This is a genomic window from Algoriphagus kandeliae, assembly GCF_004571135.1.
Taxonomy (GTDB): Bacteria; Bacteroidota; Bacteroidia; order Cytophagales; family Cyclobacteriaceae; genus Algoriphagus; species Algoriphagus kandeliae.
Genome location: NZ_SPSB01000001.1, coordinates 858,943 through 883,894 on the forward strand (window position 1 = coordinate 858,943; position 24,952 = coordinate 883,894).

At 39.2% G+C, this 24,952-nt stretch carries 19 protein-coding genes; 8 read left to right on the forward strand and 11 right to left on the reverse strand.

What is annotated here, in order from left to right:
• Positions 1-3: 3 nt before the first annotated feature.
• A complete protein-coding gene (locus E4S40_RS03690) occupies positions 4-1,335 on the reverse strand; it encodes a DEAD/DEAH box helicase (RefSeq protein WP_135070983.1) in 1,332 nt (443 codons plus the stop codon).
• Between the two features lie 164 nt (positions 1,336-1,499).
• Between E4S40_RS03690 and E4S40_RS03695 the strand changes: the two genes are divergently transcribed.
• From E4S40_RS03695 to E4S40_RS03705, 3 genes are read left to right on the forward strand one after another with little or no spacing between them, the layout of a single operon-like run.
• Positions 1,500-2,567 carry a carboxypeptidase-like regulatory domain-containing protein gene (locus E4S40_RS03695; protein WP_135070986.1) on the forward strand — a complete coding sequence of 356 codons (1,068 nt, stop codon included), beginning with the start codon at positions 1,500-1,502 and terminating at the stop codon, positions 2,565-2,567.
• A 10-nt stretch (positions 2,568-2,577) separates the two neighbouring features.
• Complete coding sequence (locus E4S40_RS03700) at positions 2,578-4,452, forward strand: gamma-glutamyltransferase family protein (protein ID WP_135070989.1); 1,875 nt, start codon at positions 2,578-2,580, stop codon at positions 4,450-4,452.
• Positions 4,453-4,494: 42 nt separating this feature from the next.
• Entirely contained in the window at positions 4,495-5,955 is a 1,461-nt protein-coding gene (locus tag E4S40_RS03705; protein WP_135070992.1) for an amidohydrolase, read from the forward strand.
• A 146-nt stretch (positions 5,956-6,101) separates the two neighbouring features.
• Here the strand turns inward: E4S40_RS03705 and E4S40_RS03710 are convergent, their stop codons facing one another.
• From E4S40_RS03710 to E4S40_RS03725, 4 genes are all read right to left on the reverse strand, one after another.
• A complete protein-coding gene (locus E4S40_RS03710) occupies positions 6,102-7,769 on the reverse strand; it encodes a DUF6909 family protein (protein ID WP_135070995.1) in 1,668 nt (555 codons plus the stop codon).
• A gap of 76 nt (positions 7,770-7,845) precedes the next feature.
• Positions 7,846-8,427, reverse strand: coding sequence for a peptide-methionine (S)-S-oxide reductase MsrA (msrA, locus tag E4S40_RS03715; protein WP_135070998.1), 582 nt, complete (start codon positions 8,425-8,427; stop codon positions 7,846-7,848).
• 38 nt (positions 8,428-8,465) lie between these two features.
• Positions 8,466-8,717 (reverse strand): DUF3253 domain-containing protein, encoded by a 252-nt coding sequence (locus tag E4S40_RS03720; RefSeq protein ID WP_237563124.1) that lies wholly within the window; start codon positions 8,715-8,717, stop codon positions 8,466-8,468.
• Positions 8,718-8,733: 16 nt separating this feature from the next.
• Complete coding sequence (locus tag E4S40_RS03725) at positions 8,734-9,279, reverse strand: class I SAM-dependent methyltransferase (RefSeq protein WP_135071001.1); 546 nt, start codon at positions 9,277-9,279, stop codon at positions 8,734-8,736.
• Positions 9,280-9,430: 151 nt separating this feature from the next.
• Between E4S40_RS03725 and E4S40_RS03730 the strand changes: the two genes are divergently transcribed.
• On the forward strand, positions 9,431-11,371 hold the full coding sequence (locus tag E4S40_RS03730; protein WP_161971766.1) for an LTA synthase family protein: 1,941 nt from the start codon (positions 9,431-9,433) through the stop codon (positions 11,369-11,371).
• Here the strand turns inward: E4S40_RS03730 and E4S40_RS03735 are convergent.
• Genes E4S40_RS03735 through E4S40_RS03755 form a run of 5 tightly spaced genes read right to left on the reverse strand, consistent with a single transcriptional unit; the run spans position 11,368 to position 17,164 of the window.
• Complete coding sequence (locus E4S40_RS03735) at positions 11,368-12,555, reverse strand: hypothetical protein (RefSeq protein ID WP_135071008.1); 1,188 nt, start codon at positions 12,553-12,555, stop codon at positions 11,368-11,370. The genes E4S40_RS03730 and E4S40_RS03735 overlap by 4 nt on opposite strands.
• A gap of 3 nt (positions 12,556-12,558) precedes the next feature.
• Positions 12,559-13,788, reverse strand: a complete 1,230-nt coding sequence (locus tag E4S40_RS03740) for a YaiO family outer membrane beta-barrel protein (RefSeq protein WP_135071011.1) — start codon at positions 13,786-13,788, stop codon at positions 12,559-12,561.
• The gene (locus E4S40_RS03745) at positions 13,785-15,248 is read right to left on the reverse strand and encodes a glycosyltransferase family 2 protein (protein WP_135071014.1); all 1,464 of its coding nucleotides are present in this window, start codon (positions 15,246-15,248) and stop codon (positions 13,785-13,787) included. Before E4S40_RS03745 ends, E4S40_RS03740 begins: the two co-directional genes overlap by 4 nt.
• A complete protein-coding gene (locus E4S40_RS03750; RefSeq protein WP_135071017.1) occupies positions 15,241-16,803 on the reverse strand; it encodes a HEAT repeat domain-containing protein in 1,563 nt (520 codons plus the stop codon). Before E4S40_RS03750 ends, E4S40_RS03745 begins: the two co-directional genes overlap by 8 nt.
• Position 16,804: 1 nt before the next feature.
• Positions 16,805-17,164, reverse strand: a complete 360-nt coding sequence (locus tag E4S40_RS03755) for a response regulator transcription factor (RefSeq protein ID WP_135071020.1) — start codon at positions 17,162-17,164, stop codon at positions 16,805-16,807.
• Between the two features lie 226 nt (positions 17,165-17,390).
• On the opposite strand from E4S40_RS03755, the gene E4S40_RS03760 reads away from it, so the two are divergent.
• From E4S40_RS03760 to E4S40_RS03775, 4 genes are all read left to right on the forward strand, one after another.
• The gene (locus tag E4S40_RS03760) at positions 17,391-19,067 is read left to right on the forward strand and encodes an amidohydrolase family protein (RefSeq protein WP_202615327.1); all 1,677 of its coding nucleotides are present in this window, start codon (positions 17,391-17,393) and stop codon (positions 19,065-19,067) included.
• 19 nt (positions 19,068-19,086) lie between these two features.
• Positions 19,087-20,469 (forward strand): amidohydrolase family protein, encoded by a 1,383-nt coding sequence (locus tag E4S40_RS03765; RefSeq protein ID WP_135071023.1) that lies wholly within the window; start codon positions 19,087-19,089, stop codon positions 20,467-20,469.
• An 18-nt stretch (positions 20,470-20,487) separates the two neighbouring features.
• Entirely contained in the window at positions 20,488-21,789 is a 1,302-nt protein-coding gene (locus E4S40_RS03770; RefSeq protein WP_135071026.1) for an amidohydrolase family protein, read from the forward strand.
• A gap of 102 nt (positions 21,790-21,891) precedes the next feature.
• Positions 21,892-23,994, forward strand: coding sequence for a M28 family peptidase (locus tag E4S40_RS03775; protein ID WP_135071029.1), 2,103 nt, complete (start codon positions 21,892-21,894; stop codon positions 23,992-23,994).
• Positions 23,995-24,028: 34 nt separating this feature from the next.
• Here E4S40_RS03775 and E4S40_RS03780 read toward each other — a convergent pair whose 3' ends face one another.
• Positions 24,029-24,940: a helix-turn-helix transcriptional regulator gene (locus E4S40_RS03780; RefSeq protein WP_135071032.1), complete on the reverse strand. Its 912-nt coding sequence runs from the start codon at positions 24,938-24,940 to the stop codon at positions 24,029-24,031.
• Positions 24,941-24,952: the final 12 nt, after the last annotated feature.

Consider the following 24,952-nt stretch of genomic DNA (forward strand, 5'->3'; position numbering starts at 1 on the left):
GCCTTAATCAATCACATTTTTCCGGTTTGAAAACTTACTACTCGATGGTTTTTGAGAAGTTTCCGACTGATTATTTTTCGTTTCATTTCTCTCTTTTTGATGAGAGGATTTAGGATGTGGCTTTCTTTTAAATTTTGATTTGGAGTGATTTTTTTGTTTAAACGAAGGCTTATTCTTTTTTGAAAAACCATTCCTTGAATATTCAGGTCCCTTTTCGAATCCTTCGGGCAAAGGCATCTGATTCACTTCCATTCCAATCAGTTCCTCAATACGCCTAAACTTGTATTGATCTTTTGGATTGACAAAAGTAATAGCCTCACCTTCCATATCAGCTCTCGCCGTACGCCCCACACGATGCACATAATCTTCCGGATCATTGGGTGTATCATAATTTATCACCAACTCAATTCCCACTACATCAATTCCTCGGGAGATGATATCAGTACCCACCAAAATTTTGATGGATTTATTCTTGAAGTCGGACATAATTTTCTCCCGCTCCACCTGTTCCAAATCCGAGTGAAATGCCTCGACATCAAAACCTTTTCGAAGTATTTTGAAAATGGATTTTACTTTCTCTTTGGTAGATGCAAAAATGATCACGGCCTCATATTCCTTTTGGGAAAGAATATGCTTTACCAATGCTTCTTTTTGCTCATCATATACGGAATAAAAAGCTTGCGTAACCCCTGTTGCAGTTTTACCAAGGGCGATGGTTATTTCCTCCGGATTCTGAAGCAGTTTCATACTGAATTGCCTAATTTTTGGCGGCATCGTTGCCGAAAACAAAATAGTTTGTCTGTTTTTCGGCAAATAGTTGACAATCTTCAGAATATCATCTGAAAAGCCCATATCCAACATTCGGTCTGCTTCATCCAAAATCAAATGCTCCAGGGTGCTTAAGTCCATTTTCCCACCAGCTAACAAAGCGATTAATCGGCCAGGAGTTGCTACTACGATTTCAGCACCTAATTCCAAAGCTTTCTTTTGCTGTTCCCAAACAATCCCATCTCCTCCTCCATATATTGGGATTGAACTAATTCCCAAGAAATACGCAAAGCCCTGAATTTGTTGATCAATCTGAATGGCCAATTCCCGAGTTGGAGCCAAAATCAGGGTATTTAAAGTAGTTTTTCCTGATTTAGAAATCTTATTTAAAACTGGAAGAATAAACGCAGCAGTTTTTCCGGTACCGGTTTGTGCACATGCGATCAAATCCCGTTGCTTCAAAATCACGGGAATAGCTTTTTCTTGAATCGGAGTGGGTTGTTCAAAACCCATGGCATCTAAGCCTTCTTGCAAGCTTGATTCAAAATTAAATTCAGAGAAATCCAATTGGAGGGTAATTAAGTGATAAAAAACTGATGTAACTTAATCAAATATAGGGCGAATAAACTGGGAAAGCCAATTTATTAAAATCATTGCTACCATTGGAAAATCACACATTGAATTAACGTCCCCTTTTCCCTATCTTCCCATACTTATAAATGCCAATTTGAATGTTAAAAAGAGTTTCCCTATTTGTAGGTAGCATTGCCTTTTTCTTATTCCTTTTTTCTATTGGAAGCCAAGCTCAAACTTATAAGCTTACTGGGAGGGTAATAGATTCGGAATCAGGTGAATTTATAGATGGGGTAAGTGTTACACTTCGGGGAACTGCTTATGGAACTAACACAGTCGCTGGAGGATATTTTGAGTTTAATAATCTTCCAGATGACCGATATGTACTTTCGCTTACATTAGAAGGGTATAACCGGCTCGAGCAGGTTATTCGGCTTAAAAATGACACGGAATTAGGTAGTATATCAATAATTAGATTTGGGGCATCCGGTAGCGGTCAAGCCCTTCAAAAAACCATTCGATCAGACAATATCGTCCGCTTACTAAATGAACGTCCCAATTTCATTGGAGGTAATATGGTTTACGGAATTCCTCCTGAGCCTAAGAAATTAGAAGGGAATAATTATTTGGATTCGAAATGGAATAGAGCTTCCATCCTACTCTATCGCGATCAGCAAATTTTGGAAGGCTTTCGGGCTAGATATAATATAGTCTCAAACATGTTCGAATTGATGGAGCCTGAAAACAATTTGGTTTCCGTCATGCCTGGCCTTCGAATTCAAAATATTGTCTGGATAGATTCAACCTATCAGGTACCTCGATATTTTGTAAATGGAATGGATTTTCTAGACGAGGGTGTCCCTATTTCTGGCTTTTTTGAAGTCTTGGTTGATGGTGAGCTCCCCTTAATGCGTAGGACAGAGGCTATTCTCAAAGAATCCAATTACAATCAGGCTTTGATGGTCGGCGAACGAAATGATCAGATTATCAAACGAAACACCTACTACTATCTAAAAGGCAAAAACGTGATAGTAATACCGAGAAAACGAAAAAAATTCTTTGAACTATTCGGAGATAAAGCAGAAGAAATGGAAGCTTTTGCGACTGAAAATAGCTTTTCTGTAAAAGACCCAAGTGCTATTTTTCAACTATTCACTCGATACAATTCCCTTTTTCCTGGATTTACTCCTTTGATGGATCAATTACTAGATGGAATCGATAATTAATTCACCCAATATGAAAAAGATAAAATTACTTCTCTTATTAGCCGCTATCCCATTATTGACTTTTGGTCAAAGCTTGCCGGGATTAGCACCTGGTCAAAACTCTACACAGAAACCTGTTCTCCATGGCAAAAATTGGATGGCCATCACCGGTAAACCACTCGCCGCAACCGCAGGGGCTACAATTTTCAACCAAGGAGGAAATGCAATTGATGCCGCCTGTGCCATGTTGGCAGCCACAGCGACCATGTGGGATGTGCTCTCATGGGGAGGCGAAACTCAAGCCTTGATCTACCATCCTGAATTGAAGAAGGTAATAGCCATTAATGCTCTTGGTTATGCGCCAACAGGTGCAACGGTAGATTTTTATAAATCTCAAGGAATGGAATATCCTCCTGCATATGGTCCATTAGCAGCAACAACTCCCGGAACTCCAGGAGGCCTGATGACCATGCTAGCAGAATATGGTACCATGAGTTTAGAAGAAGTATTAGCTCCAGCTATGCAATTAGCGAAAGGCTACCCTATTGAAGCGCAAACAGCCAATTCTATAGAAAACGGCAAAGAGCGAATCAAACAATGGCCATACTCCAAAAAGGTTTTCTTACCTCATTTGGGAGAAGAAAGGGAAGCTCCAGAACCTGGAGAAATTTTCGTCCAAGAGGACCTTTACCAAACACTAAAAAAATTGGTTGACACCGAGAAGGAAGCTTTAGCTAATGGAAAGTCACGAAAAGAAGCAATTTATGCTGCCAACGATCGCTTTTACAAAGGAGATATTGCTAAAGAAATTGTTCGAGGTACTCGTGAGCAGGGAGGTTTATTCACCGAAAGCGATTTAGCCAATTGGAAAGTAAAAATTGAAGAACCGTTGATGGTGAATTACAGGGGTATTGACGTGTATAAACTTCAAGAATGGACTCAAGGACCTGCACTACTTCAATCCTTGAATATCCTAGAAAACTTCGATCTTAAAAAAATGGGATACAACAGTGCCGAATATTTACACACTGTTTATCAAGCCATGAATTTAGCTTTTGCTGACCGGGATTTTTATTATTCTGATCCGGCTTTTGAGCCAAAAAGTCCTATCCAAGGATTGCTATCTAAAGAATATGCAAAGGAAAGAGCTCAGTTGATTAAAGAGCAAAATGACCCAAACATGGGCCCTGGAGATCCCTATCCATTTCAAGGAGGAACGCATCCATTTAAAAATCTATTAGAAAAACAAGGAGGTTCAATTGCTGCCTACACGCATTCCGAACCACTTCAAGGACCAAGCGATCCATATTTTGATGAATTTTTTAGCGGCACTACTTCTATTCAAGCAGCTGATAAAGACGGTTGGGTAGTTTCAGTGACTCCTAGCGGAGGTTGGGTTCCAGCTGTCATCGCCGGAAACACTGGGGTAGGATTGAGTCAGCGAATGCAAAGCTTTGTTTTGGATGAAAAACTGAATCCTTATAACCTTCCGGAACCTGGAAAAAGACCTCGGGTTACATTAACTCCAAGCTTAGCATTAAAAGATGGAAAGCCATTTTTATCCTTTGCTGTACAAGGTGGTGATTCTCAAGACCAAAACTTGCTACAGTTCTTCCTGAATGTGGTAGAATTCGATATGAATGTGCAAGAAGCAGTGGAAGCAGCGAACATGAATTCCTTACAAATGCAGAGTTCTTTCGGAGCACATGAAATCAAGCCTGGTCATATGATTTTGCGGGAAGATACTCCAAATTGGATTCGGGCAGAATTGGTAAAAAAAGGCTATAAAATGGAATTTTGGCCACGCACTTCAGGACCGATCAATGCCATCTGGTTTGATTGGAAACATGGTAGTTTTTGGGGTGGAAGCTCCAACTATGGCGAAGATTATGGTATCGGCTGGTAAGTCAATTCCTTATTTAATTATAAAATATAAAACCACCCTCCTATGAATAAAATCAATTATCGAATCAGTTTGCTCGTAGCCTTAATGGGAGTTTCGATTTCGGTTTCAGCACAGAAAAAACAAAAACCAAATCCACAAAAGGAAGCTGTAATCGCTTCAGTTGATAACAGATTTGAAGAGTTAACCGATGTATCTGACCGAATATGGTCTTTTGAAGAAATCGCTTTTCAAGAAACTCAATCTGCGGCTGCATTATCCGATTACGCTGAATCCTTAGGGTTTAAAGTTACCCGTGGTGTGGCCGGTATCCCCACCGCTTTTGTAGCAGAATACGGTTCAGGAAAACCAATCATCGGAATCTTGGGAGAGTTTGATGCCTTACCAGGACTTTCTCAGAATACAGTACCATACAAAAGCCCTTTGCATGAAGGAGCTCCAGGACATGGTTGTGGTCATAATCTTTTTGGAACAGCTTCTTTGGGTGCTGCTGCTGCTATCAAGGATTTGATTGAAAAAGGTGAAATCCAAGGTACGGTGCGATTTTATGGAACACCTGCCGAGGAAAAGTTCTTCGGGAAACTGTGGATGGTTCGGGAAGGGCTATTTGAAGATGTAGATGTGGTGATGGATTGGCATCCTGCTGCAGAAACAAAAACTGCAGTTCAAAAAGGTTTGGCCTTAGTGGATTTTCAGGTGGAATTCTTTGGTCAAGCTGCCCATGCATCGGCTGACCCATGGAACGGTAGAAGTACAGGAGATGCCTTAGAATTATATACAACAGGCATCAATTACTACCGAGAACATATCAAACCGACAGTTCGAATTCACTATCATATTCAGGATGCTGGAAAAGTCGTGAATGTTGTTCCTGATTATTCCAGAATTTGGGTGCGGGTGAGAGATAGTAGCCGAGAGGGATTAATCCCCGTATGGAAACGAGTAGAAGCTATGGCAGAAGGTGCTGCTATTATGGCTAACGTAGAATATAAAGTTAGCTTGATTTCAGGAGTTCATGAGGTTTTGGTGAATCGTACAGGCTCGGCTGCCCTGCAGAAAAATCTAGAGTCTTTAGGCCCAATTTCTTACACCGAGGAAGAACAGGATTTTGCTAAAAAAATCCAGGAAGCAACCGGTAAACCTCAAATCGGATTGGTTTCCAAAATTGATCCAATGGAAGAAACCGCTGAACACAGCATGGGAGGAAGCACGGATGTAGGTGATGTAAGTTGGGTAGTTCCTACGATCCGATTATCAGCTACCACAGCTCCAAATGGAACTCCTTGGCATTCTTGGGCAGTCGTAGCCTCAAGCGGAATGTCCATCGGGCATAAAGGAATGGCTTATGCTGCCAAGGCATTATCCATGACCATGGTGGACTTATTTCAAAATCCAGAATTAGTTGAAAATGTAAAGGCTGAATTCAAAGAGAAAAAGGGAGACTATGTCTACAAAGGATTTGTTCCGGATGGGCCTCCTCCAATCAACTCAAACCTTCAGGATTAAAAAATGCCCTTCTAAATTTACTGTTATATTGAGCGAAGTCGAATTGTCCTTAAACTTTGAATGACTTCGACTCCGCTCAGTCTGACTAGTAATTATTTTTTACAAGACCCTGAATTAGTTTTTAGTGACCTGAAAAAGTCCATGTTTTATTTCAAAAGCTTCTCAAGAATCTTATAAGTGATTAAGTAGGTAGGTCGAACTCCTTCCATTCCTAATGCACCAGAAGCTAATGTACTACCAGTTTCTAGTGGATTATCAGAGGCATAGTAAGCATACAAGACCTTTACATTGGATCGAATACTTTTTCGAATTTTAGAGGCGGATTGAATAGCTTTTTGGTAATGAGCACCCTCCATTTCTAGACCGATTGCATTCCAGGAGGATTCCATAAAATACTTGAGAATATCCTTGTTTTGAAGTGATGTTCCCAAGACGGTAACCATACTTCCTGCATAAACCCCCAGACCAAAACCTTCAAAATCAGATTTCTTTAATTCGTTATGAAAAGGATAGTTATCCGCAGTTCCTTCAAACACATGGGCATCAGGAATCATCAAATCACCTTTTCCACCATACAAAATCCCCGCTTTCCCCATAATGGAAACCGATATGATATTTAGAGCAACTTCTTTTTTATCCTTTTTATAAGGCTTCAAAAGCTCATCCATGCACTCATAAGCTTGCTCACCAAATGCATAATCCATGACCAAGAATACCGGTCTATGTTCTTTTTCTGCTGGTAGTTCCACACCCGGAATCAAAAAGTCTTTTTCCAGTTTGGCTGTATCGATGATTTGCGCTCCAATGTTGGTTCCTGATTCATCGGGAATATCAACAAAACCATGTTTTAAGGCGTAATCATGAATCTTTTTAGCTGGATTTCCTTTTTCACCCATGGCAATCGAAGAGGCTACCTTTTCAATATCCTCAAAGCTGGTAAGGTTTTGAATTTGCGGAGCATAAATCGTATTCAATACCGAATGTAGATTTGCCGAAATAATGTGAATTGGGCGCTCTAACAGATTCAAATCATCCAGTTTTTGTTTGATTTTTTTAGCCCATCTTTCTCCATAAACGTGATGACCGATCCGCTCTCTTAACGTAGCGGAAAAAGAAATTTCCCGGTCTTTATCTTCTCGGATTTCTTCCATTGCAAGTTTTCCGAGATTATATACAATTGAGTATAAACTGTTAGAATTACTGCTTTTTTCAAATTTTTCGACAGCGCGAACCGTCTCTTCATAGGTCCTGCCAATTAAATGGCTGAGATAAGCAGAAGCAGCCTCTTTGTCAAATTTCTTCCCGGCCTGCTCCTTTTCTACAATTTCCTCCAGCATGCGCCAATTAATGGAAATATTACCCTTTGGATCCGTGCTATTATTATAGATTTTATTGCTTTCGATATACAAAAACGTCAAGTGAGTCAAAATATCGTAGATATCTGACCTACCACGAGTCATTTCCACATACATCACATGCTCATCCAATCGATAGCAGTTTCTTCTTCGCTTAGGCGGCACAATTGCCTCTAAATGAGAGGTTTCATAACCTTCTCGACTGATTAAGCGAACGTATCGGCACTGCTCAATTCCTTTTGGAAGTCGCTCCATTACATATAGCAAGCCATCCAACTCTACCTTTTCAGGGTCATTGATGGTGCCATAAATTTCTGGGCTAAGAATCCGCAAAGCATTCACCAAACTTTCACCTGAAACACCCATAGGCTTATAAGTACCTCTGGTAAAAAGGTGACGCATGGTAATGTAGAGCCTCTCAATAGCTGCTCGGGATTCTTGTGCTCTATTTCGCTGCATAAAGGATATTTTTAAGGGTTATCAAACCTCAAATTCGAGGGATAGAAAATTGGGAGGCGAAATTTTCGCTTTCAAACTATTTTTGCAATAAATCAGAAAAATATTTTTCCAATTTATCCACTTTGGGCTTGATCACAAATTGACAATAAGGCTGAAAACCGTTTTGATTATAATAATTATGATGCATAGACTCAGCTGGATAAAAATTACTAAATGGAGTAATTTCAGTAACAATCGGCTTATTGAAAACCTGTTGTTTATTCATTTCATCTTTGATGTCTTGAGCTATTTCTCCTTGTTCTGGATTATGGAAAAATATAGCCGACCGATATTGCGGCCCGACATCTGCCCCCTGTCGATTTAAGGTAGTTGGGTCGTGTGTCGCCCAAAACACCTTCAAAATCTCTTCTAATTTGATTTTATCTGGCTGAAAGAAAACTTGCACTACTTCGGCATGACCGGTAGTTCCATTACAAACTTCTCTATAAGACGGATTTTCCACAAATCCACCTGCATAACCCGAAATCACTTTAGTCACCCCATCCAATCTTTGAAAAACTGCTTCAGTACACCAAAAACAGCCTGCTCCCAAAGTAATGACAGATTGACCTGATGGAATCTCAACAGGAGTTTGAGGAAGTGAGGGAATATTTTGCATTTTCTTTCAATTTAGGACTTCAAACCAGAATAATTACGCTAAAGTTTCGAAATTCGAATAGGGCCTTTTGGCTCCACATTGGGATCAATAGGTTCATTGTTTTGAGTAATCAGAATTTCTCCATTTCTATACATTTCCAAAGCTTTTGCCCGAACATCCGGAAGAAAATGCCTCCATGATTCAGGATATAGTCTTCTTACTACCTCAGAAGGACAAAATGAACTTTTAGACCTTTGGCGGCAAAATTCCAATATAGCTATGCGAAGTATATCCATTAGGTAGAAATACAAAAATCTTACTGAATTGTTAGTCTTTACAAGCCATCACAAATGCCGGTGGAAGATTCTTTAGGGTAAAAGAAATGGAAACCTTCTTAAAATATTTTTGGAATAGGTTTTTCAATAGATAGGAATAACAAATTTGAATAAAGGCCCCTCCTTCTACCAATGCGGCATTTGCCTGTTTTAAAATTGAATCAACCACATCTTTTGGAATCAATGAAAATGGTAAAGAAGAAAAAATAAAATCAGCTTTTCTTCCTTTGAGATAAGCATTAAGCTCATCTGCAGAGGCATTGATTATGTGGACATTTTCTTGAGGAAACTGCTTCTCCATTGCTTCACAAAATGAAGTATTGATTTCAAAAACCAACAATTCCGCCGAAGAGTCCATTTCATCCACAATCCCTTGGGTAATACTTCCATCTCCACCACCCATTTCCACAATTAATTTTGCTCCTTTTAAATCTGCCTGCGAGACCATTTTTTTCACTAAGGCTTTTGAGCTAAAAGTCAAGGCTCCAGTTGTACTTAAGTTGCTGTAGAGTTCAAGAAGTAGGTTTGGTTTAGTCATTATTCTAAAATTGAATTCTTGAAGATAGTCGATTTTAGGCTATATTTTAGCCTTATTAAGCCAATCCACCCTAATAACCATGGCTCAAAAGGCATCTATTCAATCAACTTTACCAGAAAAAATCAGGATCATTCTTAGAAACTTTTGGGGGATGAGCTTGATTTTCATAGGCTTATCGATCTTACTACGAGGGATTGAATTGGCATTGGTTTTTTCTAATCATGTTTTGCCCTTTAGCCTTCAAGACATATGGGTTTCTATACTCATTCAGGATTTTACCTGGATCATTTATCTCCTTGGTCTTTTATTGATTATTTACTTATCCCTAGTCTTCATTTCTGTAAGATTTGGAAAGTGGCTACTTCAGACTCTTTTTTCTCTATTATTGCTTATTCATCTGACGCTGATTTTCTATTTTTTCAGAACCCTTTTACCACTCGGAAAAGATCTTTTTGCCTATAGTCCTGAAGATTTAATGTTGACTGTACAGGCCTCAGGGCAATTGAATGCTCTAACTATTGGTGGCCTATTAGTCTTTTTAGTAATTCTTTATGGGTTATTTCATTTTGGAACCCGATTCTTAAATTTTTCTCTCAAGTCCTATTTAGCTATCAGCGCTTCGTTTTTGCTTTTATTAATCGTATATACATTTCTTCCTCGAGTACAAAACCTGTATGCTAGCGAAGTGGAGGCCAATATTGCGCTAAACAAATCCCGCTATTTGACAGAGGAATCTTTTGATTATTACATGTATGGAGGAGAGTATTATTTTGACTTTTACCTAAGATCAGGGACTGATGACTTGGTAGTTGAAAAGGAATTTTTGGATGACACCTACCCTTTTGCTCATCGGGCAGAATACCCGGATGTTTTAAGTCCATTTTTTGATTCTTTGACCCAAGCACCAAACTTGGTTTTTATCTTTTTAGAAAGTTTCGGAAAAGCCTATTCAGGGAAAGATGCCTATCTGGGAAGTTTTACTCCATTTTTAGATTCTCTGGAGCAACATAGCTTGGTATGGTTGAATGCTTTATCTTCCACCGGCAGGACTTTCGGTCTTCAACCGGGAGTTTTTGGGGGACTTCCCTTTGGTGAAAAAGGATTTTTGGAGCTATTTCCTGAATATCCCTATCATCAAACCTTACTGAGTATTCTACGCGATAATGGTTATGAAACTCGGTATTTCATTGGAGCAGATAAGAATTTTGACCATGTCGGACCATTTATAGAATATCAGGAACCGGTTCAGTTTATCGATGAAAAAGAGTTTGATTCAAAATATAAAAGAGCTCCTTCAAATAGTGGATTTTCTTGGGGTTATGCGGATAAAGAATTATTTGAAAATAGCTTAGAAAAGCTGCCTTCCTCTTTAGAAAACCCACAAATTTTAATTTTTCAAACCCAAACTTCTCATGATCCATATTTAGTACCTGAGCGAGAATACTATTCTGAAAAATTTGAAAATCATTTGGAGAATTATCTGAATCTATCTGAAAGCCAAAAAGAAGGATATCGCTCCTATCAGGATATTTATATGACCATTTTATATGCTGATGATGCGGTTCGTGATTTCTTTAAGGATTTTAAAAAAAGGCCAGAATTTGAAAACAGCATTTTTATAATCACAGGTGACCACCGACTGCCTGAAATTCCCATGTCTTCACGAATTGACCGATTCCATGTTCCATTAATCATGTATTCCCCTCTCTTATCTAGGCAAGCTTATTTTGAAGGGGTCAGCAGTCACTATGAAATCACTCCTTCCATTCTTTCATTCCTTGAAAAGCAACTAGCAATACAAATCCCGGAAATTGTCACTTGGCAGGGACAAGTGTTAGATACAGCTCGATTTTTTCAGTCAAGAATTGCCATGCCATTGATGAGGAACAAGAATCAATTAATTGATTACATCCACGGGGAAATATTCTTATCGGATGGACAAGTTTTTCATGTATCGGAAGGTTTAAACATTGACCCAATCAATTCTCCGGATGATTTAAATCGAATGATCGGGGAATTTGAAGAGTTTAAAAACAAAAACGGATACATGGTTCAAACCCGGAAACTACTCCCTCCTCCAGTGGAAAATTAATCATTATTGGTTTGATCTCGATAAGCTTGATTTAGGATTTGATTCATCAGTGGCTCATAATAATTCCAGAAAAAACTCTGTCGGTCCCTGAAGTCAGTAACTGAATAATAACCTCTCCATAATGTAGCCAAACCCCAAAATCTAGGGGAACCGAAATTCAAATTCAAGTCTGAAAAATCCCCGGAAAAATAATAAACACGTCCATTTTGGTTAGGCTTAAAAACAACGGCAGGGAAAAATCGGGGTAATCCCATCCCCCTCAATCTTGCTAATCCTTCATCGGTCGGGTTAATGTCATAGTAGGAAATCACTTCATAGTCCCTTTGGATTAAAACCACATCAAACCAATCCGGATAAGGAACAATCTCTGGCAATATGAAATTGCCTTTGTTTTGCCTGGGTGTTCTGATAAATGGAACCTCATTTTGATAATCCGTTCTAGCATCGAAGATTTCGATCTGACCAGTTTCATGGACAAATACTAATCCCGGCCCTGAATATGACCATCCATTCTCATGTTGTGATTTATAATTAGAAATCAACCATTGAGGTAAAGCAGCATTTACCAAAGTGTCCAATTCATCAAAATATCTTGCTACCCAACCAGTCCATTTAATTCCCATTTGATTTTCAAATTGAGAACGAACAGTGGCTGTTGTTGGAGATGCCATCGAATTATATTCTGCGATGATTGTTTTTCCCTGCTGCTGGGCCATCGAAATAACATCCAAATCGGATGGGTCAAGCCCTCCATATATTTTCTGTTTTGAGAGCAGGGAAACACTTTCTGAATCATTCGGCCTGTAAATTCCATAAGTGTCTGCAATTATGAATACTTGGTTTTCAGAAACTAGCCGCGATTTTTCTGCATTATCCATAGCAGAAAAATCTTTTACAAAACCTTCTTTTTCATTTTCTGAAGCAGGAAAATATCCGAAATAGTCTTGATCCAATTGGAAAAATTCTGAACTGTTTGGTTTTACAATTTTCTCATGTTCAAGAATCCAAAACAAGCCAGAATGCTCTGAATAAGAAGTGTTGGGGACAGTTTTATCCAAAAGGACGATTCCAAATTCCTTTTTCTGTTGAACCCACCAAATCCCATAGCTCAGCCCCGGAATTACCAATAGAACAATTACAAAAAGAAGCAATCGACTGAAAAGTATCTTGAGTTCTTCCTGCATGGATTAAAACCTATATTCTGTTCCTATAGAGATATTAAAATTATTCCTAACTCTTTCCGGAGATAACTCATCCCAGCTATACCCTGTAAATCCAAAAAGCATAAATCTTGGGGAAACCAATTGTTGATAGCCAAGGCGAAAACGGTAAGAATTCAACAATTGGGATTGGTCTCGATTTTCTTCATCCGGAGAAACTCCCGTGCTTAGCTGCAAGCTGAAAAAGTCTTCCGCTGTTTTGAAATAATAGCGAGCCTGGAAATTTCCAGAAGTACTGACGCCACTTCCATTACTTCCCGGAATCACATTAAATCTGAAATTCAACCACCAATTACCCGTATACTTTCCAAGCGAGGCAGTAGCAATATGAGTTATTTCCGTGAATCCTAAATAGCGATAACCCCCATCTATTTCCCATGCTTTGGGCAAATTGAAATAAATGGAAGCACCCATTCGAAGCTTGGGAAAGAAACCGGCATTTGAACCGCCAACATTCAAATAGGCATAGGAATTTTCACCTAATGATGGATAAGCATCTAATTCATATTGGGTGCCGAAGGAATCAAAACGTTGACTTTGAGTAACTCTCGCTATCAAGGCTCCTGTTAATTTGGTACGCGTTCGCCCATACACAGACCAAGTATTCCACGGAGAAATCTCATCTCTAAAAGAGTCATAGTCAAAGGTTGCCCCTATGGCAGAATTCCGTCGAAGTCGCTGTAGATTCTGTATGTAGGATAAAATCCCTTCGGTTCTATAGCCTTGGTCAAATAGCTCTTCAACTATCCCATAAGCTTCATCGTAATTTTCTTCAAAATAAAACAAGCGAGATTCTTTGTATTGAAGGCTTTGAGGAAGTTTGTCATCCCAATTTTGCTTCGCTCTTTGAACTATTTCATGGGCTTTTTCATATTCATCCGCCCAAGTCAAATTATCCAAATAAGCAGAATAGGCATCCTCATACTTTGGAGAAGCTATAATTGCTCTTTCTAGGTAAATGGATGCAGAGTCATTTTTTCCTTCCCAAGCATAGCTTCTTCCAACCAAGATCAAAATATCAGCATAGGTTGGATACCTCTCCAATGCCCTGAAAGCAACCTTTCTGCCTTCCTGGTATTTTCCATCAAAAATTAATTCTCTTGCCTCCAATAGCAATTGGTCTGGGTCAAATGAATCCTGCGCTTTGGCAGCGAAAAATAGAATGAACAGAAAGAGTGAAAGAATTGCCTTTTTCATGAAGCAATAGATTGAGAGTCCAAATTTTTCCTTTCTTCAGCAGACTTAAAACCAGTTCGGATCATTTTACCCCAACCCCCTCGACCGATAATAAAGTCTACATGTCCTTTCAATCCCCACCATACAATCTTAGGATGAATTAGGATTGGTTCGAGTAAAATGGTACCAATTAGGCGGTATAAGTCTTTTTTATTTTTGTAATTGTTAAAGGCTAATTGCTCAAAAAGGACGCTGAACGTCGATACCAACATCGAAAGCAGGTATACCATGAGCAACAAGGCAATAAAATAAACCGCTGAAAAGTCACCTAAAACTAATAGCGTAAGCGTGTATAATAAACCAACAAGTTCAAGTACAGGCGCCAATTTTTCGAATACCGTCCAAAAAGGAAATGAGACCATTCCTAAAACGCCATATTTCGATTTAAGCCCAATTTTTTGATGCAACTGCAAGGTTTCAATCGTTCCTCGCATCCAACGATTTCGCTGTCTAGCCAAAACTTCTTCATCTTCAGGAACTTCAGTCCAACAAAGAGGATCAGGCACAAAGCCAACACGGTAAGGAATTCGCTTTTCCTCCATATAACGTCTCATTCTCACCACCAACTCCATGTCCTCACCAACTGTCTTAGGAAAATAGCCCCCTACCGCGAGAACAATATCTTTCTTGAAGAAACCAAAAGCACCTGAGATCAACATCAACCCGTTAATTCTAGACCAGGCCATTCTACCCATCAAGAAAGCACGACAGTATTCCACTACTTGAAAACGTCCTAATAAGGAATCCGGCACTCTGTATTTCGTAACAGTTCCATCTTTGATATCACAGTTATTTGCAATACCAATAGCACCACCTACAGCAATTACTTTTTTATTGGTTTCTTCCATAAATGGACGAACCATCCTCGTAATCGAGTCACTTGACAAAATACAGTCAACATCAATACAAGCTAAAATCTCCATTTGAGAAATATTGATACCTGCATTCAATGCATCTGCCTTCCCACCATTTTCCTTATCGATGACGGTTAGTCTTCTGAAGGATTTATTTTCTGACCGATAGACTCCACGAATGGCTTGAGTTTGGATTTCTGAATAGTAAAAAAAATCCGTTTTCTGTAGTTGAAAGGCTTCAACAAGCTTTTCCAGTGTACCATCTTTAGACCCGTCATTAATGATAATCACCTCAAATTTTCCGTAATGAAGAGATAAAAGACTTTTTACGTTATTGACGATGGTAGCCTCTTCGTTAAATGCCGGTGCTAAAATGGAAACCCCCGGAGCTACTGGACTTGTGATGATATCCTGATAATCAATGAATCGATTTTTTCTCCTGTAATCTCTCATCTCCAAGGCAGCAAAAATCATGATCAATAGATAGACTATAATCACAGAAAAACTGAGAATCATAAAAATGACCCCAAATACCTCAATCAGGAAATAAAAAAGAAAATTATACATGCTGTAAAATGGGGTCGATTAATTCCTTTTTAATGGCTTGATTTTCGGCCTGATAGTTTGTAGTAATATACTCTTCAAAAACTTGTTGATTCAGTCGAAACAAACTGCTTAGGAGGTGTTTTCTAAGTGGTATCTCAGGATTAGAAGACAATAGTTCTATAAGAATCTTTTCTGATTCTTCATTTCCCAAATTTGCTGAAACAGAAATAGCCATGTCTCGGATTTCTGAATTATCACTTTTCAAACAGGAATTGATAAAGTCAATTTCCATATGAGCACCTAAAGCCCCATAAGTATTTAATACTTCAACGATTTCTTCTGGACTCGCTCGCTTGGTTAATTCACGTAAATCCTCCAAAAGGTCTAATCTTCCTAAAATTTTAACCAACTTTACACCAAACTCCCTAACAGATTGATTTTCAGATTGAAATAACAGGCTAATTTTAAGAGCTTTACTGGATTGTACATATTTGATAATCCGGAGGTAATGCATTTGCTGCCATTCAGATAGCGGGTAGGTTTGTTCTTTTAGAAAAGTAAGATCAACATTTTCAGAAAGATTTAATAAGGTCGCACCTGCTTGATTTCTAACCTGGAAATTGGGAGAATTTGTATGTTTCTTGACATCGAGTAGAAATTCAACCAAGTCCATTTCATTTACTTGAACAATCCCTGTCGTTACATCAGACCATTTTTTACTACCCAACAGCCTTTTTGTATCATCGGTCAGCTTCAGTTTTTTGTAAATGTGCTTCAATTTATCCTTGAAATCACCTTTCATTTTTTTGTTCAGGCCAATGATCCGATTGATCAAAACCTGACGGAATAAAGGCTTTTGAAAAGGTGCATTAGGAAAAAAACTTTTCAATTCTTCAGAACCTATCGCCTGAAGTTCAGCCAAATCCTTTTCAAATAATAAAGAGGTAAGTGGATCAACGACCAACTCATCATATACTTTTTGCAATTCTTCCTCTCGGTTTCTTTTTGATTTCAAAATCAAAAGGAATAATACCATACCAACCGAACCGAGCAAAAACAAAAAAATGGTTATCAAAACTGCTGAAAATTTCCAATCAGAACTCAACCAGCTTTTGTAATCTTCTTGAGCTTGATAATGGCTACTTACTGCTTCTAAAATTATATTTTCATTGGATGATGCCATTGCAGAGGCCAATACAAAATCACCCGTTGAATTGAGTGTTTCTAGGTAAGTAATGACACCCTGAAAATCAGAAGGCTCATCATAGATCAAAAACTCCAATTCACTTCCTTGAAAAACCTGCTGAATGGAATCAAGCTTACTCCAATCTGAAAATATTTCCGAATAATAATCAGAACCAACTGATTCAAAATTAACACCTTGTTCAGCAAGGGAATCAATAGACTTAGGAGAATCGGCGAAAAGAAATCGGTACTTTAGAGAATTGATTTCTTGATGTTGAACAAGCTCGGACACCAATTGATCCTCACTTGTAAACAGCGAATCATACGATTGAGCAAAAGCAGAAAAACCACTAATCCAAAAGCAGAAAATATGGAAAAGCTTTCTGCTCATTCTATTTCAAAGCTCGTTTTACTCTAAGTGCTAGCTCATTTGGATTAAAGGGCTTTGGCACAAAGTCAGTTACTCCTAAATGAAATGCCTCTAAAACAACTTCCTCTTCTTCTCCCAAAGAGCTTAATACAATAATCGGTGTGTCAGGAAAATTTCTTTTTGCATGATTGATAATCTCGATGCCGCTTTTAAAAGGCATCATAACATCTGTAATGATAAGGTCAGGGTTGCTTGTATTAATAGCCTCTATTCCCTCATTTCCATCCTTCACTAAAATGGTTTCATAACCATCCTTTTTTAGACGAAACTGTACCAAACTAGATATCAAAAGATCATCCTCAATGATCAGAATTTTCTTCATTTTTTGGGTGAATTGAGGATTAAATATAAATACTTACACCATAAACCAACAAAAATGTACAAATAAAAAACCCGCCTATTTTTCACTTTAAAAAGAGGGACAAAATACTACCTGTAAAAAGCAATAAACTGCCACTAATCAAAAAAAATCGATGAATAAATAATTCAATAAGGAAAGGCTCAAAGCTTTTATTAGCTTAGAAAATTAATTAAACCATCAAATCCTTATGAGAAAAACACTTTGGAAGGCTAGCCTATTTGGGCTATTTATGATGGGTTTATTCAGTGGGACAACTGTGCAGGCACAGAGTGATCCTACAGGAAAAAAATCCATCACGAATACCTATGCCATTACCAATGCTACGGTACATAGTTCTCCCGGTACCGAGGGAAGAAAGGCAAGTATTCTAATAAAAAACGGGGTTATCTTGGGAGTAGGTGACAACCTAAGTATTCCTGCGGAAGCAAAAGTAATCGCTGGTGATTCATTGCATATTTATGCAGGATTTATCGATGCCGCATCTAGGGCAGGAATTACCAAACCTGAAGATCCAGAAAGACCAAGTGATTTTGTGTATTCTAATCCACCTGATGAGATTGCCGGAATTACTCCTTGGAGATCTGCCGTTGATCAGTTTGATATCGAATCATCTCAAGTAAGTGACTTGAGAAAAGCCGGATTTACCATGGCGCATGTTTTACCGGATGGCGGAATGATTCCCGGAAAAGGTGCATTGATTGTTTTGGGGGATAAGGAATCAACCAATATCCTGAAAACCAACACTGCTCTTGCAGCAAACCTAAACGGTGCAAGAGGAATGTATCCTGGAACGACTGTTGGTGTCATGGCTAAATTCAGAGACGTATATCAAAACACCAAATTGACAAAGGAACGAATGGCATTATTTGCTTCAAACAATGGTGTGACCCGTCCTGAAATTAATCCTACTTACACTGCTATGAGTGAGGTAGTAGACAGAGCAATTCCTGTGTTCTTTGAAGTTGAAAATGACTTAGAAGTACGCCGAGCTCTTAGTCTTCAAAAAGAGCTAGGCTTCCAATTGGTTCTTTTTGGATTGGAAGAATACGAAACTGTTATCGATGTCTTGAAAGGCAGCGGTGTGGGTGTATTGTTGAAACTTGAAATCCCTGATGACAAAGCGATTAAAAATCAAAAGGAGGATGTAAGTGATGCAGTGAAAGCTCAATATCAGCGAGTAAAAGAAGCTTATGACAAGACAATCGCTCAAGCTGGAAAATTAGCTGCTGCTGGAGTTCCATTTGCGTTCTCAACCATTGGTGCAAAACCAAATGATGCCATGAAGGCATTGCAGGCTATGATCGAATCAGGGTTAACTGAGAAGGATGCATTGGCAGCTTTGACGACAAATGCAGCCACGATTATTGGCGCAAGTAGAATCGCTGGAACAGTAGAAAATGGCAAGTTGGCAAACTTAGTACTGTCTACGGGACCAATCTTTGACTCAGAAAGCCAAATCAAACATGTAATTGTGGATGGAAAAGTCTTCGATTACGAAATCAAGGCTAAGAAAAAGAACGGCAATGGTGAAAATGCATCTGTAGAAGTAGCTGGAAATTGGGAGTACAAATCAGAAACTCCAGCAGGAAGCTCAGGAGGAACAATCACCATTCAGAAAAATGGAAATGGCTATGAAGGAACGATCACCTATGACGATCCTGCAGGTTCAGGAAAAGCTACCTCTTCCCTATCTGATATAGCGATTTCAGGATCAACTTTGAGTTTTGTATTTGAAGTCAATGCTGGAGGAATGTCTATTTCGGTGGATGTTTCAGGAGATGTTTCAGGTAACACCATGGACGGAAGCATGAATATCTCGCAGTTTGGATCTTTCCCAATTTCTGCAACTCGAAATCCAAACTAAAATTCAAAAAAGTAAGAATATGAAAAAGAGACATATATTTCTAGCCCTGCTGTTGAGTTTGAGTTTGAATTTCTCTTGGGCTCAAACACCAAAAGGTAGTGTTCTCATTAAGAATGGAACAGTCCTGACGGTAACTAACGGCACCTATGAAAACACAGACGTCCTGATTCAGGATGGGATAATCAAAAAGATTGGCCAAAATTTAAGCGCTCCATCCGGAGTGACAACCATCGATGCGACAGGTAAATATGTAATGCCTGGTATAATCGATGCGCACTCTCACGTAGCTCTTGATGTGGTAAACGAAGCTACTTCTCCAATTGTGGCAGAAGTCCGAATGAAAGATGTGGTTAACCCTTTTGAAATCGGAATTTACCGCGCTTTAGCTGGCGGAGTTACCATTTCACATGCAATGCATGGTTCAGCCAATGTAGTGGGAGGACAAAATGCTACGTTAAAACACCGATGGGGAATGGATGATCCAGCAGATATCATCATGCAAGAGGCTCCTCGTACTATCAAATTTGCTTTGGGTGAAAACCCAACTCGTGTGCATGGTAGAGGAAACGGACAACAGCCTCGTTCCCGAATGGGTGTAGAAGCGATTCTAAGAAATGGATTCAACGAAGCTCTCCAATACAAGAAGGCATGGGAAGATTACAATCAGGCCAAATCTCAAAAAGGAAGTACTGCAGTTGCCCCTGTTTACAATGAGCGTTTGCAAACATTAGCCGATATCCTAGATGGCAAAATCATTATCCATTGCCATTCTTACCGAGCAGATGAAATTTACATGCTCATTAATGTAGCCCGGGATTTTGGAATCAAGAAGCTTGTATTCCAGCATACCAATGAAGGCTTCAAAGTGGCTCCTGAAATTGCAGAATACACTATGGGTGCTTCTGTATTCGCTGACTGGTGGGCATACAAATTTGAAGTTTATTATTCCACGGCCTTCAACGCAGCAATTTTGCAGAAAAACGGAGCTATTACTTCCATCAATTCTGACTCTGCTGAGTTGATTCGCCACTTGTACCATGAAGCTGCTAAAACACAGCGATATGGAGGAATGACTGATGATGAAGCTTTGGCTATGATCACCATCAATCCTGCCAAGCAATTGGGAATAGAAGATAAGGTTGGCTCATTGGAAGAAGGAAAACAAGGGGATGTTGTGATTTTTGAAGGACATCCACTTTCATCTTATGCTATCCCACAGATGACTTTCGTAGATGGTATCAAATATTTTGATATTCAAGAAGACGCTGATGATCAGCGTCAGCGAATAAGTCCTACAGAAGCAGTGGAACCAATCTTATTGAGTGAGGAAAATCATCGATGCATGCAGGATACTGAGCATTTGTTTGAAACAGCCAGTGCACTCTTCCAAATGAATCATTAATCCCCAAATAAAGAAGAAATGAAAAGATTCAATAAAACCTTTTTGACCTTCCTAATTGCGCTACTACCATTGATGTCTTGGGCGCAGATTGATGGGGAATTCATTAAACCCCAAGGAGGAAAGTTTCTGTTGCAAAACGCGACGGTTCATACCATTACCAAAGGTGTTTTGACTAATACATCCATCTTAATTGAAGATGGAAAAATTTCCCAAATGGGAAGTAATATTTCAGCATCTGATGCAGAAGTGATTGATTGTAGCGGATTAGTGATTTATCCGGGAATGATCGATAGTGGGACTACCCTTGGATTGGTGGAAGTAAACTCTGTTCCCGAAACAGTGGACTACCAAGAAATCGGAAATGTGACCCCAAATATGCAGGCTCTTACCGCAGTCAATCCAAATACGGAAGCAATTCCTGTAACACGAGTATCAGGTGTGACTACAACCCTTACTGTTCCTCAAGGAGGTTTATTTCCGGGAACAGCAGCTTTGATCAATTTGGTGGGTTATACACCGGATCAAATGTATGCTGGTTTTAAAGCGGTTGTAATGAATTTCCCTAATTCAGCAAGAAGAGGTCGTTGGGACCGACGATCTGATGATGACATCAAAAAGGACAATGAAAAAGCCCTAAAAGAAGCCAATGAGCTATGGGAAAAAGCAAAGTCCTACCATGAATTGATCAGTAAAGGCGCTGAATTGGACTACTACCCTGAAATTGCTCAATTGGCAAAAGTAGTTTCTGGAGAACTTCCTCTGATGATCGAGGTGAATGCCGCTTCTGATATTCAAAACGCAATCAATTGGGTAGCAGATAAGGATGCAAAAGTGATTTTCTCAGGGGTAAAAGAAGGTTGGAGAGTAGCTGACGAGATTGCCAAAGCGAAAATTCCAGTGATCACAGGTCCAGTTCAAGACCTTCCTTCTAGACAATCAGACAGATATGATGCTGCTTATTCCAATGCCGGAAAAATGGCCAAGGCTGGAGTAAAGGTAGCTTTGCGAACTAACGATTCTGAAAATGTAAGAAACTTACCTTTCCATGCTGCCTTTGCTGCTGCCTATGGAATGGGTAAAGAAGAAGCGTGGAAAGCAGTGACGATAAATCCTGCCGAAATATTCGGGCTACAGGATCAATTGGGTTCAGTAGAAACTGGAAAAGTTGCTAACCTAATCGTTGCAACTGAAGATCCTTTCGAGACAAGAGCTCAAATTATGCATGTGTTCATCAATGGTTATCGAATTCCATTGAGCAACCGACATATCCGCTTGTATCAGGAGTTTTTGGATAGAAGTCCTGGTTTAAAAAGCAATTGATTTAAAGTCTAACAAAAAACCACAAGCTCTGAGATAATTGGGCTTGTGGTTTTTTATTTGTATTCCATTCTATTTATTAGGAATAATTTCAATCCCAGCTATATGAAAATTCATTTTAGAATCCTCTTTCTCTCCTTCCTTACTCTCTCAACAATTGGAAATAAAATAATAGCTCAGGATGGCTTTTTTGCTCAAAGCAGAGAAAAAGAAAAATCCATTGAAACAAAATTTTTAGAATCGGTTGATTATGACCGATTCAAAGTCCATCTACAGGAGCTCACAAAAAATCCCCACATAGCTGGCACACCCGAAAATGAATTGGTCCAGCAATACATGAAACAAATTATGGAGGGTGCAGGGATGGAGGTAAAGCTATATCCCTATGACGTTTATTTACCAAATGACCCAGGCAAATCCGAATTGGAAATTATATCACCTGTTCGAATGAAACTCTCCCAGCAAGAGCAAATTCTAGATGAAGATCCTTTTAGCTCAGACAAGAGATTACACCTAGGTTTCAATGCCTACTCAGGTAGTGGAGATGTGACAGCGGAAGTAGTTTATGCTAATTATGGACGCCGAGAAGACTTTCAAAAATTGGCAGAGATGGGAGTAGATCTAAAGGGAAAGGTTGTCATTGCTCGCTACGGAGGAAATTTCAGGGGCTTTAAAGCAAAGTTTGCTGAACAGCATGGGGCAATTGGTTTGATCGTTTACACAGACCCCAAAGATAATGGTTTTACGAAAGGTGAAGTTTACCCAAATGGGCCTTATTACAATGAAACCACCATTCAAAGAGGTTCTATGCTAACCTTAGATTGGACGGGAGATCCATTGACACCTTATGAACCTGCTCTTCCTTTGGATGATCCAAATTCACCGGAAAGACTGGATCCAAAAGATGTAGCTTTTCACACCATTCCAGTCACTCCTATAGGATATGGTGCGGCTCAGGAAATTCTTTCCCGAATGAAAGGACAAGCTGTACCAGAGGATTGGCAAGGTGGGCTGCCATTTGATTACAAAATCGAAGGTGGGCCTGAATTAAAAGTTCGTGTTATGGTCGATCAACCGGTTGATTATATCCGAGCCAATAATGTGATCGGAACTTTCAAAGGTGCAAAATACCCTGATGAATGGATCATTTTAGGATCTCATTTTGACGCCTGGAGCTTTGGAGCTACCGATCCAAACTCCGGTACAGCAATGCTTTTAACTTTGGCTGAAGCTTTAGGAAAATTGGTAAAACAGGGGATTCAGCCTGATCGATCAATCATGATTGGACATTGGGATGCAGAAGAGCAAGGAGTAATTGGATCTACTGAATGGGTTGAACACCTTCGAGATGATCTTCAGGCAAAAGCAGTCGCTTACATGAATTTTGACGGTGGAGTATCCGGCAGAAATTTTGGTGCTTCTGCAGCGCCAACATTGAAAAAACTCATTATCGACGCTTCACAAGAGATCATGTATCCAGACTCGTCAAAAACTGTTTTTGAAGTTTGGGCAGGGAAAAACAAGGAACCAAGAATCGGAAATTTAGGAGGAGGATCGGATCACATCGCCTTTTATATGCATGTGGGTGTTCCTAGCTTAAGCGGTGGTTCGGGAGGAACTACAGCCTACCATTCGAATTATGACAACTTTAACTATTACAGCAAATTCGTTGATCCGAGTTTTAAAATGGGTGGAGCCGTGGCTCAGTTATTTGGATTGGTAACATTAAGAATGGCAAATGCCGAGGTAATTCCATATGACGTGCCACGCTATGCTCAGGATTTAAAAGGCCATTTTGAGCAAGCTGTAAAAAATGTCCAAAGTCTTGATCCAAGTTTTCAAGAATTTGATTTGGTAAATTCTGCCCTAGCAAAATTAGAAAGCAGCTCAAAAGCATTTCAGGAAGCCTTAGAAAATGCGACAGCAAAAGGAAAGCTTTCTAAGAAAAAAATCGCAAAAATTAACAAAGGATTGATTGGCTTAGAAAAAAGTTGGATTGATCCAAAAGGAATGTACTATGGAGATTGGTACAAATCCCTTTATGTATGTAATGACCCATTCTCAGGATATGCTTCCTGGATTTTGCCCGGCATTCAATACGAAGTAGCTATCAATCGAACAGAAAAGCTGGAAGAATGGGATCAGCGATACGCTGCAGCCATATTAGACTTAAGTTCAAAAATTGAAAAGATGAGTAAAATGCTTTAAATAAAAATGCCGGTGATTTTCTCACCGGCATTTTTTAATAGTTCACTTTTGCCAATTGAGCAGCTAGGTACTCTTTCATTTCCTCTCCCCGCTCTACGCGAATTTCTCCAGGAAGGCCTAATATGAATCTTCCTAAACCTGGGAGATGTGGAATCTCTCCTTCGAAATAGTAATGATTTCTATTTTCAACCTTCATGAAAGGTCGTGCATTAGGATGCTCCTCAAGCATTAATTGATAGGCCTTTTTGCTCAATTTTAAACGAACATGGAATCGCTTTTTTCCTGTATATCCAAAGAATGATTCTTCAGGCACTTGATGGTTTTTTTCATATTTCCAATCATCTTTAGAAACTACCACCTCTCCTATCCGCTCAATTTTAAAAACCTTCATGGAATTGCTCTCAGGCTCAAATCCATGAATGAATTCGTAATTTTTTGAAAAAGCGACAGGCTCAATTAGGCGATCACTGACAGAATCACTGTGAAGCGAATAATATTCCTTCAACCAGATTTGCTTTTGATCTTCAATGGCCTTTCCAATTTGATCAATAAAGCGCCCCAAATTCGCCTTAAAAAGCTCATCAGTTCCTTCTCTCAACTCAGACCGTAATTGAAGCTTTTGAAGAATAGAATCCTTCAATAGATTTTTCTTTCCTTTAGATTCTATAATCTCTTTCAACCATTGACTTTCTTCAGCAGAAAAAGTTGCATAATTCAGGGTATCTAAGGAACCAGGAAATTCAGCTAATTTGTATTTGCTGAATTCTTTTTCAACCCGAAAACCTAAAGCTTCCAAAAGTTTAAAATAACGGTAAATCGTCCGTGCATCTGTCTCTAGAAGTTCTGCCAGGCGATGAACCGTTTTGCCCACATTACCACGAAGAAGATTTATCAATTTGAATACACGAAGAATTTTTTGTTGCTCGATTTTTCCGGATTGTGCCATTTTGAAAAAGAT